General features: G+C 64.3%; 15 protein-coding genes. 2 read left to right on the forward strand and 13 right to left on the reverse strand.

Annotated elements, in window-relative coordinates:
- Nucleotides 1–55 precede the first annotated feature (55 nt).
- The 7 genes from RI444_RS22660 to RI444_RS22690 form a co-directional block, all read right to left on the reverse strand.
- Entirely contained in the window at nucleotides 56–712 is a 657-nt protein-coding gene (locus RI444_RS22660; RefSeq protein ID WP_410510811.1) for a vitamin K epoxide reductase family protein, read from the reverse strand.
- 43 nt (nucleotides 713–755) lie between these two features.
- On the reverse strand, nucleotides 756–1,367 hold the full coding sequence (locus RI444_RS22665; RefSeq protein WP_316963990.1) for a TlpA disulfide reductase family protein: 612 nt from the start codon (nucleotides 1,365–1,367) through the stop codon (nucleotides 756–758).
- Between the two features lie 45 nt (nucleotides 1,368–1,412).
- A complete protein-coding gene (locus RI444_RS22670; protein ID WP_316963991.1) occupies nucleotides 1,413–2,162 on the reverse strand; it encodes a cytochrome c biogenesis CcdA family protein in 750 nt (249 codons plus the stop codon).
- Between the two features lie 4 nt (nucleotides 2,163–2,166).
- A complete protein-coding gene (gene lspA, locus RI444_RS22675; RefSeq protein WP_316963992.1) occupies nucleotides 2,167–2,661 on the reverse strand; it encodes a signal peptidase II in 495 nt (164 codons plus the stop codon).
- Nucleotides 2,662–2,978: 317 nt separating this feature from the next.
- The gene (locus RI444_RS22680) at nucleotides 2,979–3,350 is read right to left on the reverse strand and encodes a winged helix-turn-helix domain-containing protein (protein WP_316963993.1); all 372 of its coding nucleotides are present in this window, start codon (nucleotides 3,348–3,350) and stop codon (nucleotides 2,979–2,981) included.
- Between the two features lie 70 nt (nucleotides 3,351–3,420).
- The gene (locus tag RI444_RS22685; RefSeq protein ID WP_316963994.1) at nucleotides 3,421–4,659 is read right to left on the reverse strand and encodes a ZIP family metal transporter; all 1,239 of its coding nucleotides are present in this window, start codon (nucleotides 4,657–4,659) and stop codon (nucleotides 3,421–3,423) included.
- Nucleotides 4,656–5,729, reverse strand: coding sequence for a multicopper oxidase domain-containing protein (locus RI444_RS22690; protein WP_410510812.1), 1,074 nt, complete (start codon nucleotides 5,727–5,729; stop codon nucleotides 4,656–4,658). The genes RI444_RS22685 and RI444_RS22690 overlap by 4 nt, the downstream gene beginning before the upstream one ends.
- A 125-nt stretch (nucleotides 5,730–5,854) precedes the next feature.
- On the opposite strand from RI444_RS22690, the gene RI444_RS22695 reads away from it, so the two are divergent.
- Nucleotides 5,855–6,529, forward strand: coding sequence for a metal-dependent transcriptional regulator (locus RI444_RS22695; RefSeq protein WP_316963996.1), 675 nt, complete (start codon nucleotides 5,855–5,857; stop codon nucleotides 6,527–6,529).
- A 213-nt stretch (nucleotides 6,530–6,742) separates the two neighbouring features.
- Here the strand turns inward: RI444_RS22695 and RI444_RS22700 are convergent, their stop codons facing one another.
- The 6 genes from RI444_RS22700 to RI444_RS22725 form a co-directional block, all read right to left on the reverse strand.
- Entirely contained in the window at nucleotides 6,743–7,153 is a 411-nt protein-coding gene (locus tag RI444_RS22700; RefSeq protein ID WP_316963997.1) for a four-helix bundle copper-binding protein, read from the reverse strand.
- 125 nt (nucleotides 7,154–7,278) lie between these two features.
- A complete protein-coding gene (locus RI444_RS22705) occupies nucleotides 7,279–8,157 on the reverse strand; it encodes a F510_1955 family glycosylhydrolase (RefSeq protein WP_316963998.1) in 879 nt (292 codons plus the stop codon).
- 83 nt (nucleotides 8,158–8,240) lie between these two features.
- Nucleotides 8,241–8,858, reverse strand: coding sequence for a DUF305 domain-containing protein (locus tag RI444_RS22710; RefSeq protein WP_316963999.1), 618 nt, complete (start codon nucleotides 8,856–8,858; stop codon nucleotides 8,241–8,243).
- A 147-nt stretch (nucleotides 8,859–9,005) separates the two neighbouring features.
- Nucleotides 9,006–9,500, reverse strand: coding sequence for a hypothetical protein (locus RI444_RS22715; RefSeq protein WP_316964000.1), 495 nt, complete (start codon nucleotides 9,498–9,500; stop codon nucleotides 9,006–9,008).
- 95 nt (nucleotides 9,501–9,595) lie between these two features.
- Nucleotides 9,596–11,746: a copper-translocating P-type ATPase gene (locus RI444_RS22720; protein WP_316964001.1), complete on the reverse strand. Its 2,151-nt coding sequence runs from the start codon at nucleotides 11,744–11,746 to the stop codon at nucleotides 9,596–9,598.
- Nucleotides 11,747–11,809: 63 nt separating this feature from the next.
- On the reverse strand, nucleotides 11,810–12,118 hold the full coding sequence (locus RI444_RS22725) for a heavy-metal-associated domain-containing protein (protein ID WP_316964002.1): 309 nt from the start codon (nucleotides 12,116–12,118) through the stop codon (nucleotides 11,810–11,812).
- Nucleotides 12,119–12,356: 238 nt separating this feature from the next.
- Between RI444_RS22725 and RI444_RS22730 the strand changes: the two genes are divergently transcribed.
- Complete coding sequence (locus tag RI444_RS22730) at nucleotides 12,357–12,758, forward strand: hypothetical protein (protein WP_316964003.1); 402 nt, start codon at nucleotides 12,357–12,359, stop codon at nucleotides 12,756–12,758.
- The last annotated feature ends 7 nt before the right edge of the window (nucleotides 12,759–12,765 follow it).

Raw genomic sequence — 12,765 nt, forward strand, 5'->3', positions numbered from 1 at the left:
CCGTGTCCGCGGCCGGGCCTCCGCGGGATTTCGGCGGCGGACTCCGGGTCCTTCCTTAGAAACCGGAGGTGCCTATGAAGATGTGAAGGAAGGCGAAGAAGATGGTCGCGGTCACGGCCACGTAGAGCAGGGCGGTGATGATCCAGCCGGACTCGCTCACGATGCGCGCAGCCCGGGCAGGTACCTTGATGATTCCGTGGTCGAGGTTCCGGGCCGTGATCCAGACGAAGAGGGGAATCATTGCGGCCCAGACGATCATGCAGAAGGGGCAGAGGATGTGGATCGAGTACAGAGCCTGGGACCACAGCCACACGACGAAGGCAAAACCAAGTGTGACCCCGCCCTGGAGCCCTGCCCAGTACCAGGGCGCAAAGGTGGCTCCGGAGAGCAGCGCCATGCCGGTGGTGATGATGACAGCGAACGCCACGATCCCGATGAACATGTTGGGAAAGCCGAACACCGAACTCTGCCAGGTCTGCATGACCTGGCCGCAGGAAATCCAGGGGTTGATGTCGCAGGCGGTTTGGTATCCGGGGTCTTTGAGTACCTCGAGTTTCTCCAGTACTAAGGTGCCGGAGGCAAGCCAGCCGATGAGCCCGGTGATGAGCATGAGCCAGCCAAGAGGCTTGTTGCTGGTCATACGGGGGGACTGCGGCTGCGCGGTGGAGGCGGCAGTTTTCATGGTCCCGGTGGGTGGTTGGATGTTGGTCATGGGGTTGGGATTCCTTGGGGTTCGATTCACGCGGGCGGCCTGTTCAGGATCCGGCTGCGGCGGAGGTGATCAGTGCCTTCAGCGTTCCTTTTTGGGAGACCCCGAGGATCCGGGCACTGACGCGGCCTTCGGTGTCGAGCACGAGGGTGGTGGGGACCGCGCGGGGCGGGACGTACTCGGTCATGGCGAGCAGGATGCCGCCATCGCTGTCATCAAAGCTGGGGTACTGCACGTTGAAGGTCCGTTCGAAGGCTTCCGAGGTGGCGGCGTCGTCGCGGACGTTAACCCCGTAGAACAGCACGCCCTTGTCTTTGAATTCGGTGTGGAGGGCGGCCAGGTCCGGCGCCTCGACCCGGCAGGGTGCGCAGGCTGCATACCAGAAGTTGAGGACCACGACCTTGCCGGCCCAGTCCTGGGCAGAGATTTTCTCGCCGTTGAAGAGTTGGCCTTCCAGGGAGACCCGGGCACCGCGTGACTCGGGTGGGTATTCATTCACGGACCCGTCCCCGGCGATGTAGTTCTTGTCGTCTCCGGCTTTGGCCTGCTCGGCCAGGTCGTCCTGGCTCGCGCAGCCGGCGAGGGCCAAGAGGGCCCCGCCCAGGCCCAGGATGGTGCGGCGGCGGGGTCCCCGGCGCGCTTGTGGTTGACTGCTCATTCCGTTGTCCTTGCTGTTCGTATCAGAATTCCGGGGCGGACGTGCCTAGACGGGCATCAGGAACGTTCCGGCGAGGTTTTGGAGTTGGTAGATCCATTGCACCCACAGGCCGGATACCATCAGGACGCCGAGGATGATGAGCATGACGGCGCCTCCGATGTTCACAGCTCTGATGTGCCTGCGCACCACGCTCAGGACCTTGGAGACCCAGTTCAGGCCAAGGGCCACGAGAACGAAGGGGACGCCCAGGCCAAGGCAGTAGACGAAGGCCAGCAAGGCTCCGCGCCAGGCGCTTCCGGCGGTGACGCTCAGGCTGAGGACGGCGCTGAGCGTCGGCCCCATGCAGGGGGTCCAACCCAGGCCGAAGACGATTCCCAGCAGTGGTGCGCCGGTGAGCCCGTTGCGGCCGGGAAGCTGGAATTTCCGGGTTTGTTGGAGCCAGGAAAACCGTCCGAGCAGGACCAGCCCCATGAGGATGACCACGATCCCCAGTCCCCTCATGAGGGGGTCCTGCCAGCGGATCAGCCAGGACCCGATGGCTCCGAAGGCCGCCCCGTACAGGGTGAATACGGCACCGAAGCCGAGGATAAACAGGGCCACGCCAGCCAGCACACGTCGTCTGTTCCGCGGTTGGGTCGGGTCCGTTAGCCCGGAGACGAAGCCCAGGTAGCCGGGCACCAGCGGAAGGATGCAGGGCGACAGGAAGGACACCAGGCCTGCCACTGCCGCCAGCGGCAGTGCCAGGACCAGTGCGCCGGAGGTCACCGTGGAGGCAAAATACTCGCCAATGTCCACCGGTTCAGTGCCTTTCTTCCGTGGTTCGGGCAGGGGTGCGGAAGGATCCGAGCACCAGCAGGACGACTCCGCCGGTGACGAAGACGTCGGCAAGGTTGAAGGTCGGGAACCATCCGGTGTGCAGGTAGTCAACGACTCCTGCCCCATCCATCCGGTCTACCAGGTTCCCCAGGGCGCCGCCGAGCAGGAGGACAGCTCCGGCCCGGGCGATCCGGTTGAATCCGGGAGCCGCCCGGTACAGGAAAACCGCCAGGGCCGTAACGATCACGGCCGTCGCGGCGACAACAATCCATGGGGACAAGGTGGCGCCAAGGCTGAACGCAACACCGGTGTTGTAGGCGAGCCGGAGATTGATTATCCCGTAGTCGAGAACCCTGCCGTCGGCCATGGTTGTGGTGACGATGGACTTGACCAACAAGTCGCCCAACGCCAGAGAAGCGACCGCCAGTGCCATCGCGGCACGCATCGGGAGCAACATCTTGGTTTCCTGGGCTCTCATGCCTCCTGACCTGTCCCGCGCACAGCTGCCAGCAACGACGCAAAAGCCGGCAGTCCTGCCATTTTCCCAGCGGAAGAGTACACGCGGCAGCTCACAGCCGGATCTGCGACCACCGGAAACAAGTCACCTCCGGCGGCAATGAACGATGGGGAGCCCTGAAAGCCCAGTTCCTGCGCATCGCGTTCAGAGGTGATGACACGGACACGTAGACGTTTCACTGGTAGCCCCGCAGCCTCCAGGACGCATCGAAACAGATTCATCGCCGGGACAGTGTTCGGGCAGCCCTCAATGACGCGTAGCTCATAGTCGGTCATGGCCTAGCCGTTACCCCAGCGCGAAGCCACGGTTTCGAGCGGGCTGGTCAGGGCAGGTTCTCCTCCGCTGGGAGCGCAGCAGGTAGGGTCCACGGCCAGGACGACGCCCAGAAGGTCAGTGATGGCATGGCCCAGCCTGGCATCGGCGAGCTCGTACCGCATCCGCCGTCCGTCCGGGACTGCCACCACCAGGCCGCAGCCGCGAAGGCAGGTCAGGTGGTTGGACATGCTCTGCCGCGATACAGACAACGAGTCGGCGAGGTCCGACGGGTAGCCCGGGGCTTCGGAGAGTGCCAGCAGGATCCTGGCCCTGGTGGGATCCGAGACAGCGTAGCCAAACCGCGCGAGCACCGGGGCATGCGTGAGGGTTTCCATGCTTCATGATTACATTCGTCGATGTATCCACGCAATTATGTACTTTTGCCCGAGGGGCCCAGCGGTTGCGTTAGGCCTGGACGAGCAGCCCCGTGGCGAACATGATGCCAAGGCCCAGGATGATGCCGGCGCTGGCCAGCGGAGTGAGTACCTTGCCTGTGTGGTCCTTCATCAGGGGCAGGATCTTGAGGGCGACTTGGGCGACGGCTCCCGCTCCAAGCCCCAGGAGGAAGGCCGAAAGCGCGGGCTGGCTGACCGTGGCTCCGATGAGGGCGCCCGCGATGGCGGGTGCTCCGGCGATCAGGCCCAGTACCGCGAGGCGGCCCAGGCGTGCGGGTTCCTTGGCCAGCGGTGTGACGATTGCAAGGCCTTCGGTGGTGTTGTGGATGGCGAAGCCGACAATCAGCGTGACCCCGAGTGCCAGGGATCCTACGGCATACGCGGAACCGATGGCCAATCCTTCGCCGAGGTTGTGCAGACCGATGCCGATGGCGATGAGCAGGGCCAACCGGCGTGGCGGCAGGGCAGCGGGTTGTCCGGTGCTGCTGAGGTCCTGGTGTCGGCGCATCCAGGCGTCGGTGCCTTCAAGGACCAGATATGCGACGAGGGCGCCGAGGAACACCACGAGGGGTCCGCCGAACGCGCCGCTTGTCGCGACGAGTTCCATTCCTTCGAGGGTCGCGTCGATGGCGAGGAATGCGAGGAGCCCTACCGTGATACCGAGCAGGAGTTTGATCCAGGAGGTTGAGGAGCGGCGGATGAACGGCATCCACAGCATGCCCAGGGCCACCGGAATGACGCCAACGTAAATACCAAGCAGGGTCATTAGTCCGAAGAAGGAGGTACCGCGTTCAGGGCTGAGGGCTGCTGCGTCGACGGTGATGGGGATTTTGCCGCCGATGGAGGTGACGAGGGCTATCTCGTAAGGGTCCCCATCCACCCAGTGGTAGCTGATGGTCAGCGTCGTGGTTTCGAGCGGGGCCATGGTTTCGCGGGTCTGGGTGAAGGCCGCGTAATAGTCCGAGACGTTCACTTGGGCGATGCTGACCGGGTCCGGGCCTTCGTTGCGGGCAGTGACCTGGATCTGGCCGGGCAGGAAACGGACGTCTTCGACGGCGATCTCTTCCTTGGGCGGGATGCCTTCGGACAGCTTCGCCAACCCTGGTCCGTTCAGAACGGCGAACACGGCCATCAGGACGCCGATCAGGACCAACGGTGCAAGTCCGAGCAACCAGGCGGGTGCCGACGGGCGTCTGCCCCCGGGCAGGGTGGGTGGCGTTGTCGTCGTGGACTTTTCTTCAATGCTCATGCCGGGGTCACCTCGAAGAAGCCCATCCAGCCGAGTTCGGCGAACTCGGTCTTGTGGGCGTGGAACATGAATTTGCCGGGGTAGGGGAACCGCATTTCCACGATGCCGCGTTGGCCCTGCACCTGGGAAATGGTGTCGGTGAATTCGCTCGGGGTGAGCATGGTCCCGGTGGGGTAGTAGTGGAAGAAGTTGCCGTGCACGTGGAAGGAATTGATGGGGTCGTACTCAAGAACGTTGATCAGGTGGATCCGCACCAGCGCGTTTTGCTTGACCTGCACGGGGTAGTCCATGAAATGGAAGGGCAGACCGTTGACTGAGTAGAACTCGTTGTCGTCCCCACCATCGGTGTTGTAGCCGTTCATCACCATGACCATCTCGTCATCGGCCGTCGGCCGGCCCTCTTTGGGTTCGATGATGAATCCGCCGTAGAGGCCTTTGGCGATGTGTGGTGCCAGCGGTGACTGGTGGCAGTGGTAGAGGTGGGTTCCGAACGGTGTGGCGTCGAATTCGTAGGTAAAAGACTGGCCGGGCGCGATGGAGCCTGCGCCGATGCCGGGCGTGCCGTCCATTTCCGCGCGGTGGACGCCGTGGAAGTGCATGGTGTGCGGGTGCGCGCCGGCGTTGGTGAAGTGGATGCGCAGCACGTCTCCTTCCCGTGCCCAGAGCGTGGGCCCGGGGATCCTGCCGTTGTAGCTCCATCCCGGGAAGGTCACTCCGGGGGCGATTTCGAAGTCCTTGTCCACGGCCACGATGTCCCACTCCCGCAGCGTCCGCCCGTCCGGCAGGGTGCTGGTCTTTCCCCTGTCGAAGTCCCGCAGAATCGCCGTCGGGTCGATCCCGGCCCGGTCGACCGGGACGGATCCGCCAGCGAAGCCGGCGTGTCCGGCATGGCTCATGGAGGTGGCATCAGCTGCGGGCATCGTGATCGCGGCGGGACCGCCGGTGGATGCTCGTGGGGGCGTGTCCTGGGCAGGTGTGCCGTGACCGGAGTGCGGTCCCGTGCCGTTGGCCTGCGCCTCAAATGGCGCCAGTACCGGCACTGCGGCGAGGGCTGCGGCGCCGGAGATCATCGACCGCCGGCTGAGCAGCTTCTCGAGACTGAATTTCGGCACGCCGACTCCTTGGAATTCACCATTGAAAACAAAATTGTTCGTTAAGCCTAACATTTGTGAGGCGGGCAAAGTAGTATGAAGCAATGCTCGTAACGGATCTGTCCACCTCAGCCCAGGACTATTTGAAACTGATCTGGACCGCCACGGAATGGTCCGCAACCCCCATTACCGTCAGCTCCATAGCCGGGCGCCTCGGGGTTCGGCCCCCCACGGTTTCGGACGGAATTAAGAAACTGGCCGCGCAGAACCTGGTCACCCACGCACCGTACGGCAGCATCGAACTAACCGCTGAGGGTCGTAAACACGCCGTCGCCATGGTCCGGCGGCATCGTCTTCTGGAGACCTTTCTCGTGCAGTCTCTCGGCTACGGGTGGGACGAGGTCCACGAGGAGGCCGAAATCCTGGAACATGCCGTATCGGACAAGCTCATCGAGCGCATTGACCAACGCCTGGGCCATCCCACCCGTGATCCGCACGGCGACCCGATACCCTCTCCTGAGGGGCAGCAGTGCCAGCCAGCCGGAACCCAACTCTCAGCCGCGGCGGCAGGCAGCACCGTGACGGTGACTCGTATTTCCGATGCTGACCCTGAACTGCTGCGCTACTTCACCGAACTGGGTCTTACGCCTGATGCAGAGTTGTCCATTCAGGAGCACCGACGGTTCGCGGATCTCACCACCGTCCGTCTGCGTGGCCAGGAGCAGAACATCGATCTGGGGGCCTCGGCGTCGGAGGCGATCTGGGTTGTAGTTGTCTAGGCCCATGTAGGTAGGCGCTGACCGGGATCGGCATGATCGGGAAGCTTCATCCCGGCTTGTCCGTTGCGCTTCCGCCGTCGAGGGCCCAGCGGGGCCGCCTTGTGGCTGAGGGATGAAGATGTTTGGCTGCGGCCGGAACCACAACGTTCCGTGGCCTAAGACGATGAACGCATAAGGAAACCGCCATCCTTTCGGCCTCCTGAGTGCCTCTTCCTATCCGAGGGCGGGCAGGAGCGCGGCGCAGGCACTCTCGCAGCGTCGGCAGGCCTCGGCGCAGATCCTGCAGTGTTCGTGCATCCCGGCGTGATGTTCGCATTCCGCCGCGCAGATGCCGCAGACGGTCCTGCAGCCTTCGAGAAGTGCCCGGACAATCTCGGTGTTGGTATCGGTTTGGCGGCTGAGGATGGTGCCGGTGGCATGGCAGATATCGGCGCAATCGAGGTCTGTGCGGATGCAGGCAGTGAGGTCGGCGACCATGTCCTCGCCCAGGCACGCGTCGGCGCAGGCGCTGCACGCCTGGGCGCATTCCAAGCAGGCAGCGATGCATTCGGCCAGCCCCTCTTTGTCTACCAAGCCCGTTGCTCTTGGGTGGGAATCGATCATCGCGCTGATGTGGTGGGTCATGGCCTGCTCCTGTCATCGGTGGGCGTGAGGACCGGCCGACCCGGCCATCACGCCCACCCTAGACCGGGCATCCGGGGCACGCCAGAGGCCTGCGGCCTCGTTTTGCGTTGGCAGAACTGAAGGTCTCAGGCGGCGTTAGCGGCGCGGTAGCTCGTGCCGCCGTCGGTGGAGACGACGATCCCTTCGGGTGTGGCAGCCCAAATCCGAAGGTTCCCGTCGGCGCCTTTGAGGGCGGCTATGGCCAGGACTTCACCGTTGATCCGTCCTTTCTTGGTCCACGACTTGCCGGCGTCGGCCGAGTAGTAGGTGGTCCCGTCGGGAGCCACGCCTGCCGCATCGTCCGGGGTGGCGAAGGCGGCGTACTGGATCACCGGGCCGGTCTTGTCCAATGCCCAGGTTGCCCCGCCGTCGGTGGAACGCTGGATTCCCTCAGTGGTGGTGCCCAGCACGGCGTCGCTGTCGGGGTGCCCGGCCAAGACCGCCGGGGCGAACATGGCCGCCACGGTGTTCCAGGTTTTCCCGTCGGGGCTGCTGCGCAGTTGACCGTCGAACGCGACGATCCCGGTTTTGGTGGTGGTCAGGGCGTGGAAATCGGATTCGCCTTGCCGCGAGAGTTTCTCCCACGTTTGTCCTCCGTCGGTGGACTTGATCAGTCCGAGGGGGTTGGGCAGGTCAGATCCCGGGCCGGGGTGGCCGGAGGCATAGAAGATGCCGTCCTTGCCGACGGTGAAGCCCATCAGGTCGTTGGTGCCGCCGATCTTGCTGGCTGGCTGTTTGGTGACGTCGAACAGCCCGTCATGGGTGGCCAACAGCACCTGGCTGGTGTCACCGTTGACGGTCAGTCCGTGAACGTGGCTGCTGGGTAGGGCTTTTTCCGTCAGTTCAATGGAGGGTGGTGTGGAAGCGGGCGGGCTGGCCGGGGCGCAGGCGGCCAGCGCGAACACGAGAGCGGCACCTGCCGCGAGGGCTCCGGTCCGCTTTGCCGGGGTGGTGAAGGATTGCATGGGAAGCTCCAGGTTGGGGAAGAAGGTATGCGGAGGGCGCCGGCCCCCTTGTTGGTGAGGCGACCGGCGCCACGGTGGGCTGGCTAGAGGGTGGCCAGCAGCGTCTGCATTTCCTTGATCTCGGCTTCCTGGGCGCTCACGATGTCCTTGCTGAGCTGGACAGCTGCGGCGTCCTTACCGTCCGTGGTTTCTGTCTTGGCCATGGTCACGGCACCTTGGTGGTGGGCGATCATTTGGGTCAGGAACAGCTTCGCGGCCTCAACGCCCTGAGCGGCTTCGAGTTTGGTCATGTCGTCGGCGCCCATCATGCCGTCCATGCTGTGCCCGGTGGGCGCCTGGGTGGGTTCGCCCCAGCCTTTCAACCAGCCAGTCATCTTTTCGATCTCCGGTCCCTGTGCGTCCTTGATCCGGGTGGCCAAGGCTGTGACGTCAGCGGGAATGTCCTGCTTCTTGAGGATCATGTCGCTCATCTCCACAGCCTGGGCATGGTGCGGGATCATCGTCTGGGCGAACATCACGTCAGCGGCGTTATGGTCCGCGGCCGCTGCCGGGCTTGATGCGCTGGAGGAGCTGCTGCCATGGTCCATGCCCGGCATGGACGTACCAGAGGAACTGGAACCACCGGAAGCGCCGCAGCCGGCCAGTGCGATGGCGGCAGCTATGGCCGTTGCGGCAACAGGTAAGAATTTCTTCGCATTCATCAAAATCAGGTCCTTCACAAGAGTCCAGGGGGCGCAAAGACGCCCTCGCAAAAAAAGGGGGGGTGCATCAGCTTGGCCGCCCCGCCGAAAAGGCTGGGAGGGCGCAAGAAAAGAACGGCCCGGGCGTAGGCCCGGCAGGTGGAACGGTTACGTTCTGCTGATCGACAAGTCACCCGGTGAAGGACTGCCGGGACGGTAGGACCAACGGTCACGAGCAGTGACGGGGGAGGCTGCGGACTTGCCCGTGATGGAGACCGTGTCATCCGGTGCGGGAGCCGCCAGAGCGCCGGTCGCGAGCGTGGGGATGCAGGAGGCACTCATGGAGTACTGGCTTGAGCAATCTCCGGAGCAGGAACACTGCGCAGGCGAGGCTGCACCGTTCGACGTAGACAGCGCCTGCAACGCGGCCGGCTCCGGCGATGAGACCAGATGGCTGGCGTGCCTGGATAGTTCGGGCTCGGACGTTGACGGGGCCGGCCCGGTCGTATCCGGCGCACCTGCGGAGACCATGGCGCTTGAGTGTGCCGAGTGGGTGCCGGTCATGACGTGCATGCCCAGGATTCCGGCGACGATTGCGAGGACGGTGGCCAGAAGGGATGCTGTGAGCAGGGCGGAACCGGCTATGGTGCGTTGCGCGGCCATGCTGGTCCTCCTCCCTGCGTGCTTGCTTTCCTAGGCTACCGGCACCGGCGAGGCATCAGGGGATGCGGTGCGCCGGCGCCGATGGCCTCAGATGGTCAACGAACCTGCGAGGGGTTCAGTTTCACCCGGCGGAGCAGCTGGGCGTTGAGGGCCACAACGATCGTGGAGACCGACATCAGGACCGCCCCGGCGGCCGGGGACAGAACGATCCCGGCGAAGGCCAGCACGCCCGCGGCCAGGGGCACGGCGATGACGTTGTAGCCGGTGGCCCAGACAAGGTTTTGCCACATTTTGGTGTAGCTCGCCCTGGACAGCTCGACCATGGAAAGGACAGCCCTGGGGTCGTTGCCTGCCAGGATGACCCCCGCTGATTCCATGGCCACATCGGTGCCGGCGCCGATGGCGATACCGACCTCGGCGCGGGCCAGGGCGGGGGAGTCGTTGACGCCGTCTCCGACCATCGCGACCTTCAGGCCGCGGGCCTGCAGTTCGGCGACTTTCTTGTCCTTGTCCGCGGGAAGGACTTCGGCGAAGACCTCGTCGATGTTCAGCTCAGCGCCGACCGCGGTGGCTACCTGGCTGGCGTCGCCGGTGATCATGGCAACCTTCACGCCCCTGTTCTGCAACGCTGCTACGGCTTGCCGGGACTCGGGCCGGATGGCGTCCTCCAGGCTGACCGTTCCCAGGATACGGTCGCCGTCAATGACGTGCAGCACGGCAGCGCCGCGCCCCATCCACTCCCGGGTCGAGGCCGACAGCGTCTCAGGTTCCGCGAGTCCGAGTTCGCGCAACAGTGCCGGACCGCCGACCTGGACTGTTCGGCCATCGATCGTGGCCCGCACGCCCCGGCCCATCATTGATGTGAAGCCCGTTGCCGGCGGCAGCGTGAGATTCTTCTCCTTCGCTGCCCGGACGATGGCGCGGGCGACGGGGTGTTCGCTGTCGGATTCGACGGCTGCTGCCAGAGCCAGCAGCTCATTGGTCGCCCCGCCGTCAGTGGTGGCGGTGTTCCTGACCTCGGGTTCGCCCTTGGTCAGGGTTCCTGTCTTGTCGAACAAGACGACATCGACGGTGCGCATCCGCTCCAGCGCGATCCTGTTCTTGATCAACACCCCGGCCTTGGCGGCCTGTTCGGTGGAGATCGCAATCACCAGCGGAATGGCCAAGCCCAGCGCATGGGGGCAGGCGATCACCAGGACCGTGACGGTGCGGGTGACGGCTTCGGGCAGGCTGCCCAAGAGAATCCATGCGATGAAGGTAATGACACCGGCGATGGTGGCGAAGTAGAACAGGAACGCCGCCGCCCGGTCCGCGAGGGCCTGGGCCTTCGAGGACGAGGCCTGCGCTTCAGCGACCAACCGCTGGATGCCGGCCAAGGCTGTCTCGTCACCGACCGCCGTCACGGTGACCCGGACGGTGTTGTCGGTGGCCACGGTCCCGGCCACGACCGGGTCACCCACGGCGCGGAGCACCGTTTTGGACTCCCCGGTGATCATGGACTCATCGAATTCGGCTTGCCCGTCCGCGATGGTGCCGTCGGCGGGCATCCGCGCCCCGGACCGGACGAGAACAATGTCCCCGGGCTTTAGCTCGGAGATTGGGATGGTTTCGACGCCGACATCAGTGACGCGTTCGGCCTCGTCCGGCAGCAGTGCGGCCAGGGCGTCGAGGGCTCCTTGGGCGGAGCCGAGCGCGCGCATTTCGATCCAGTGTCCGAGCAGCATGATGGCCACCAAGAGCGCCAGCTCCCACCAGAAGTCCAGATCGAAGTTCCCGATCCTCAGGGTCGTGGCCCAGGACGCGGCGAACGCGACCGTGATGGCCATACTGATCAGCAGCATCATGCCCGGCTGCCGGTTCTTCAGCTCGTTCAGACCGCCCTTGAGGAACGGCATGCCCCCGTAGAGGAAGATCACCGTTCCCAGAACGGGCGGGATCCAGGCCGATCCCGGGAACTCCAACGGCATGTACCCCAGAAGGTGCCCGAACATCGGACTGAAATACACGACCGGGACCGACAACGCCAAGGTCAGCCAGAACCTGTCCTTGAACATTGACGTGCTGTGACCGGCATGCTGACCGTGGCTGTGGACGGCATGGTCGTCGCGGTCGTTGTGTCCCTGATCGTGTGCGTGGTGCTGATGCGGTGGTTCCGCTGTGCCGGGAGGCTGGTGTGCTGCATGGCCGGGGTCTGCTTCGGCTACCGGCGAGGGGTGATGCTCGTGGTGATGGCTGTGGTCTGTCATGGTGTGCTCCTCCAGGTGCGGCGCTCCGCATCGCCCGAAGCGGTGCGGACACACTTGTTTGGACTAGCTGTTGGTCAGGCTGTAGCCGGCTGACGTGACGGCGTCCCGGACTGCAGAAGGTCCAGCGGAGCCGGTGATGAACAGGCGGGAAACACCGCCCGGGACGAGTTCAATGGCCGCGGCTTCGACACCGTCCACGGCATTGAGGGCCTTTTTTGCGCTGGCCACGCAGCCACCGCAGGTCAGTCCTTCCACGCCGTACTCAACACTCGTTTGGGCGGGCGGAGCTGTGCGGGCTTCGGGTGAGCAGCATCCGCAGCCCGAGGAAGACGCAGAAGTAAGGGGCAGGTCGGTACGTGATGGTGTTTGCATGTCAGTTCCATTCATTGCAGAAGATGCGATGGTGCTGTGGTTGAACGGCTGTAAAGGGGAACCAACAGATGCTCCGCGACATGCCATTCACTGACAACACGACGACTATACCCCTGGGGGGTATTGAAGGCAAGGTGCGACGAACACTCGACTGCCCAGTAAGCGCTGCGTATGAGGGCTTGAGCCTTCCGGCAAGGGAGGCCATGGTTAAGGGACGGATTGCTAAAAGGAGGCTGCAGTGGATCACGCTCAGGACGGCGCGCAATCAGCATCTGTTGCGGGGCTGCTCGCAGCACTGACGTTCATCGACAATGTGGGTTTCCATGGCATCGCGACGACCCTTACAGGGTCAGAGCCGAAGATTGACAGGAACTGGGCGGCACTGATCCGTAACGCCCAAATCGCTGTCGCAGTGACCGCGCTGCCGGATGAACTCCGTCCAGCCGGGGACAGGTTCACCGCAGCCGCAGAGAAACTGATCGCCGTCTTGGAGCGACGCGACATCAACGCTGTCGCTGATCCGGCGAAGGAACTCCATATCGCGTACCACGCGCTCAGCGACGCGGGATGGAACCACCTTGCAGGAACAGCGGGCTTTTCCGCCGGCAACGATCAGCCCGGCGCCGGCCATCACCATTGAGAAATTC

Source organism: Paenarthrobacter sp. AT5 (assembly GCF_032764245.1).
GTDB classification, from domain to species: domain Bacteria; phylum Actinomycetota; class Actinomycetes; order Actinomycetales; family Micrococcaceae; genus Arthrobacter; species Arthrobacter ureafaciens.

Excerpts from the sequence above, each read along its gene's own strand:
- RI444_RS22660 (WP_410510811.1), bottom strand. The coding sequence starts at position 712 with ATGACCAACATCCAACCACCCACCGGGACCATGAAAACTGCCGCCTCC.
- RI444_RS22665 (WP_316963990.1), bottom strand. The coding sequence starts at position 1,367 with ATGAGCAGTCAACCACAAGCGCGCCGGGGACCCCGCCGCCGCACCATC.
- lspA (WP_316963992.1), bottom strand. The coding sequence starts at position 2,661 with ATGAGAGCCCAGGAAACCAAGATGTTGCTCCCGATGCGTGCCGCGATG.
- RI444_RS22680 (WP_316963993.1), bottom strand. The coding sequence starts at position 3,350 with ATGGAAACCCTCACGCATGCCCCGGTGCTCGCGCGGTTTGGCTACGCT.
- RI444_RS22685 (WP_316963994.1), bottom strand. The coding sequence starts at position 4,659 with ATGAGCATTGAAGAAAAGTCCACGACGACAACGCCACCCACCCTGCCC.
- RI444_RS22690 (WP_410510812.1), bottom strand. The coding sequence starts at position 5,729 with ATGATCTCCGGCGCCGCAGCCCTCGCCGCAGTGCCGGTACTGGCGCCA.
- RI444_RS22695 (WP_316963996.1), top strand. The coding sequence starts at position 5,855 with ATGCTCGTAACGGATCTGTCCACCTCAGCCCAGGACTATTTGAAACTG.
- RI444_RS22700 (WP_316963997.1), bottom strand. The coding sequence starts at position 7,153 with ATGACCCACCACATCAGCGCGATGATCGATTCCCACCCAAGAGCAACG.
- RI444_RS22705 (WP_316963998.1), bottom strand. The coding sequence starts at position 8,157 with ATGCAATCCTTCACCACCCCGGCAAAGCGGACCGGAGCCCTCGCGGCA.
- RI444_RS22710 (WP_316963999.1), bottom strand. The coding sequence starts at position 8,858 with ATGAATGCGAAGAAATTCTTACCTGTTGCCGCAACGGCCATAGCTGCC.
- RI444_RS22715 (WP_316964000.1), bottom strand. The coding sequence starts at position 9,500 with ATGGCCGCGCAACGCACCATAGCCGGTTCCGCCCTGCTCACAGCATCC.
- RI444_RS22720 (WP_316964001.1), bottom strand. The coding sequence starts at position 11,746 with ATGACAGACCACAGCCATCACCACGAGCATCACCCCTCGCCGGTAGCC.
- RI444_RS22725 (WP_316964002.1), bottom strand. The coding sequence starts at position 12,118 with ATGCAAACACCATCACGTACCGACCTGCCCCTTACTTCTGCGTCTTCC.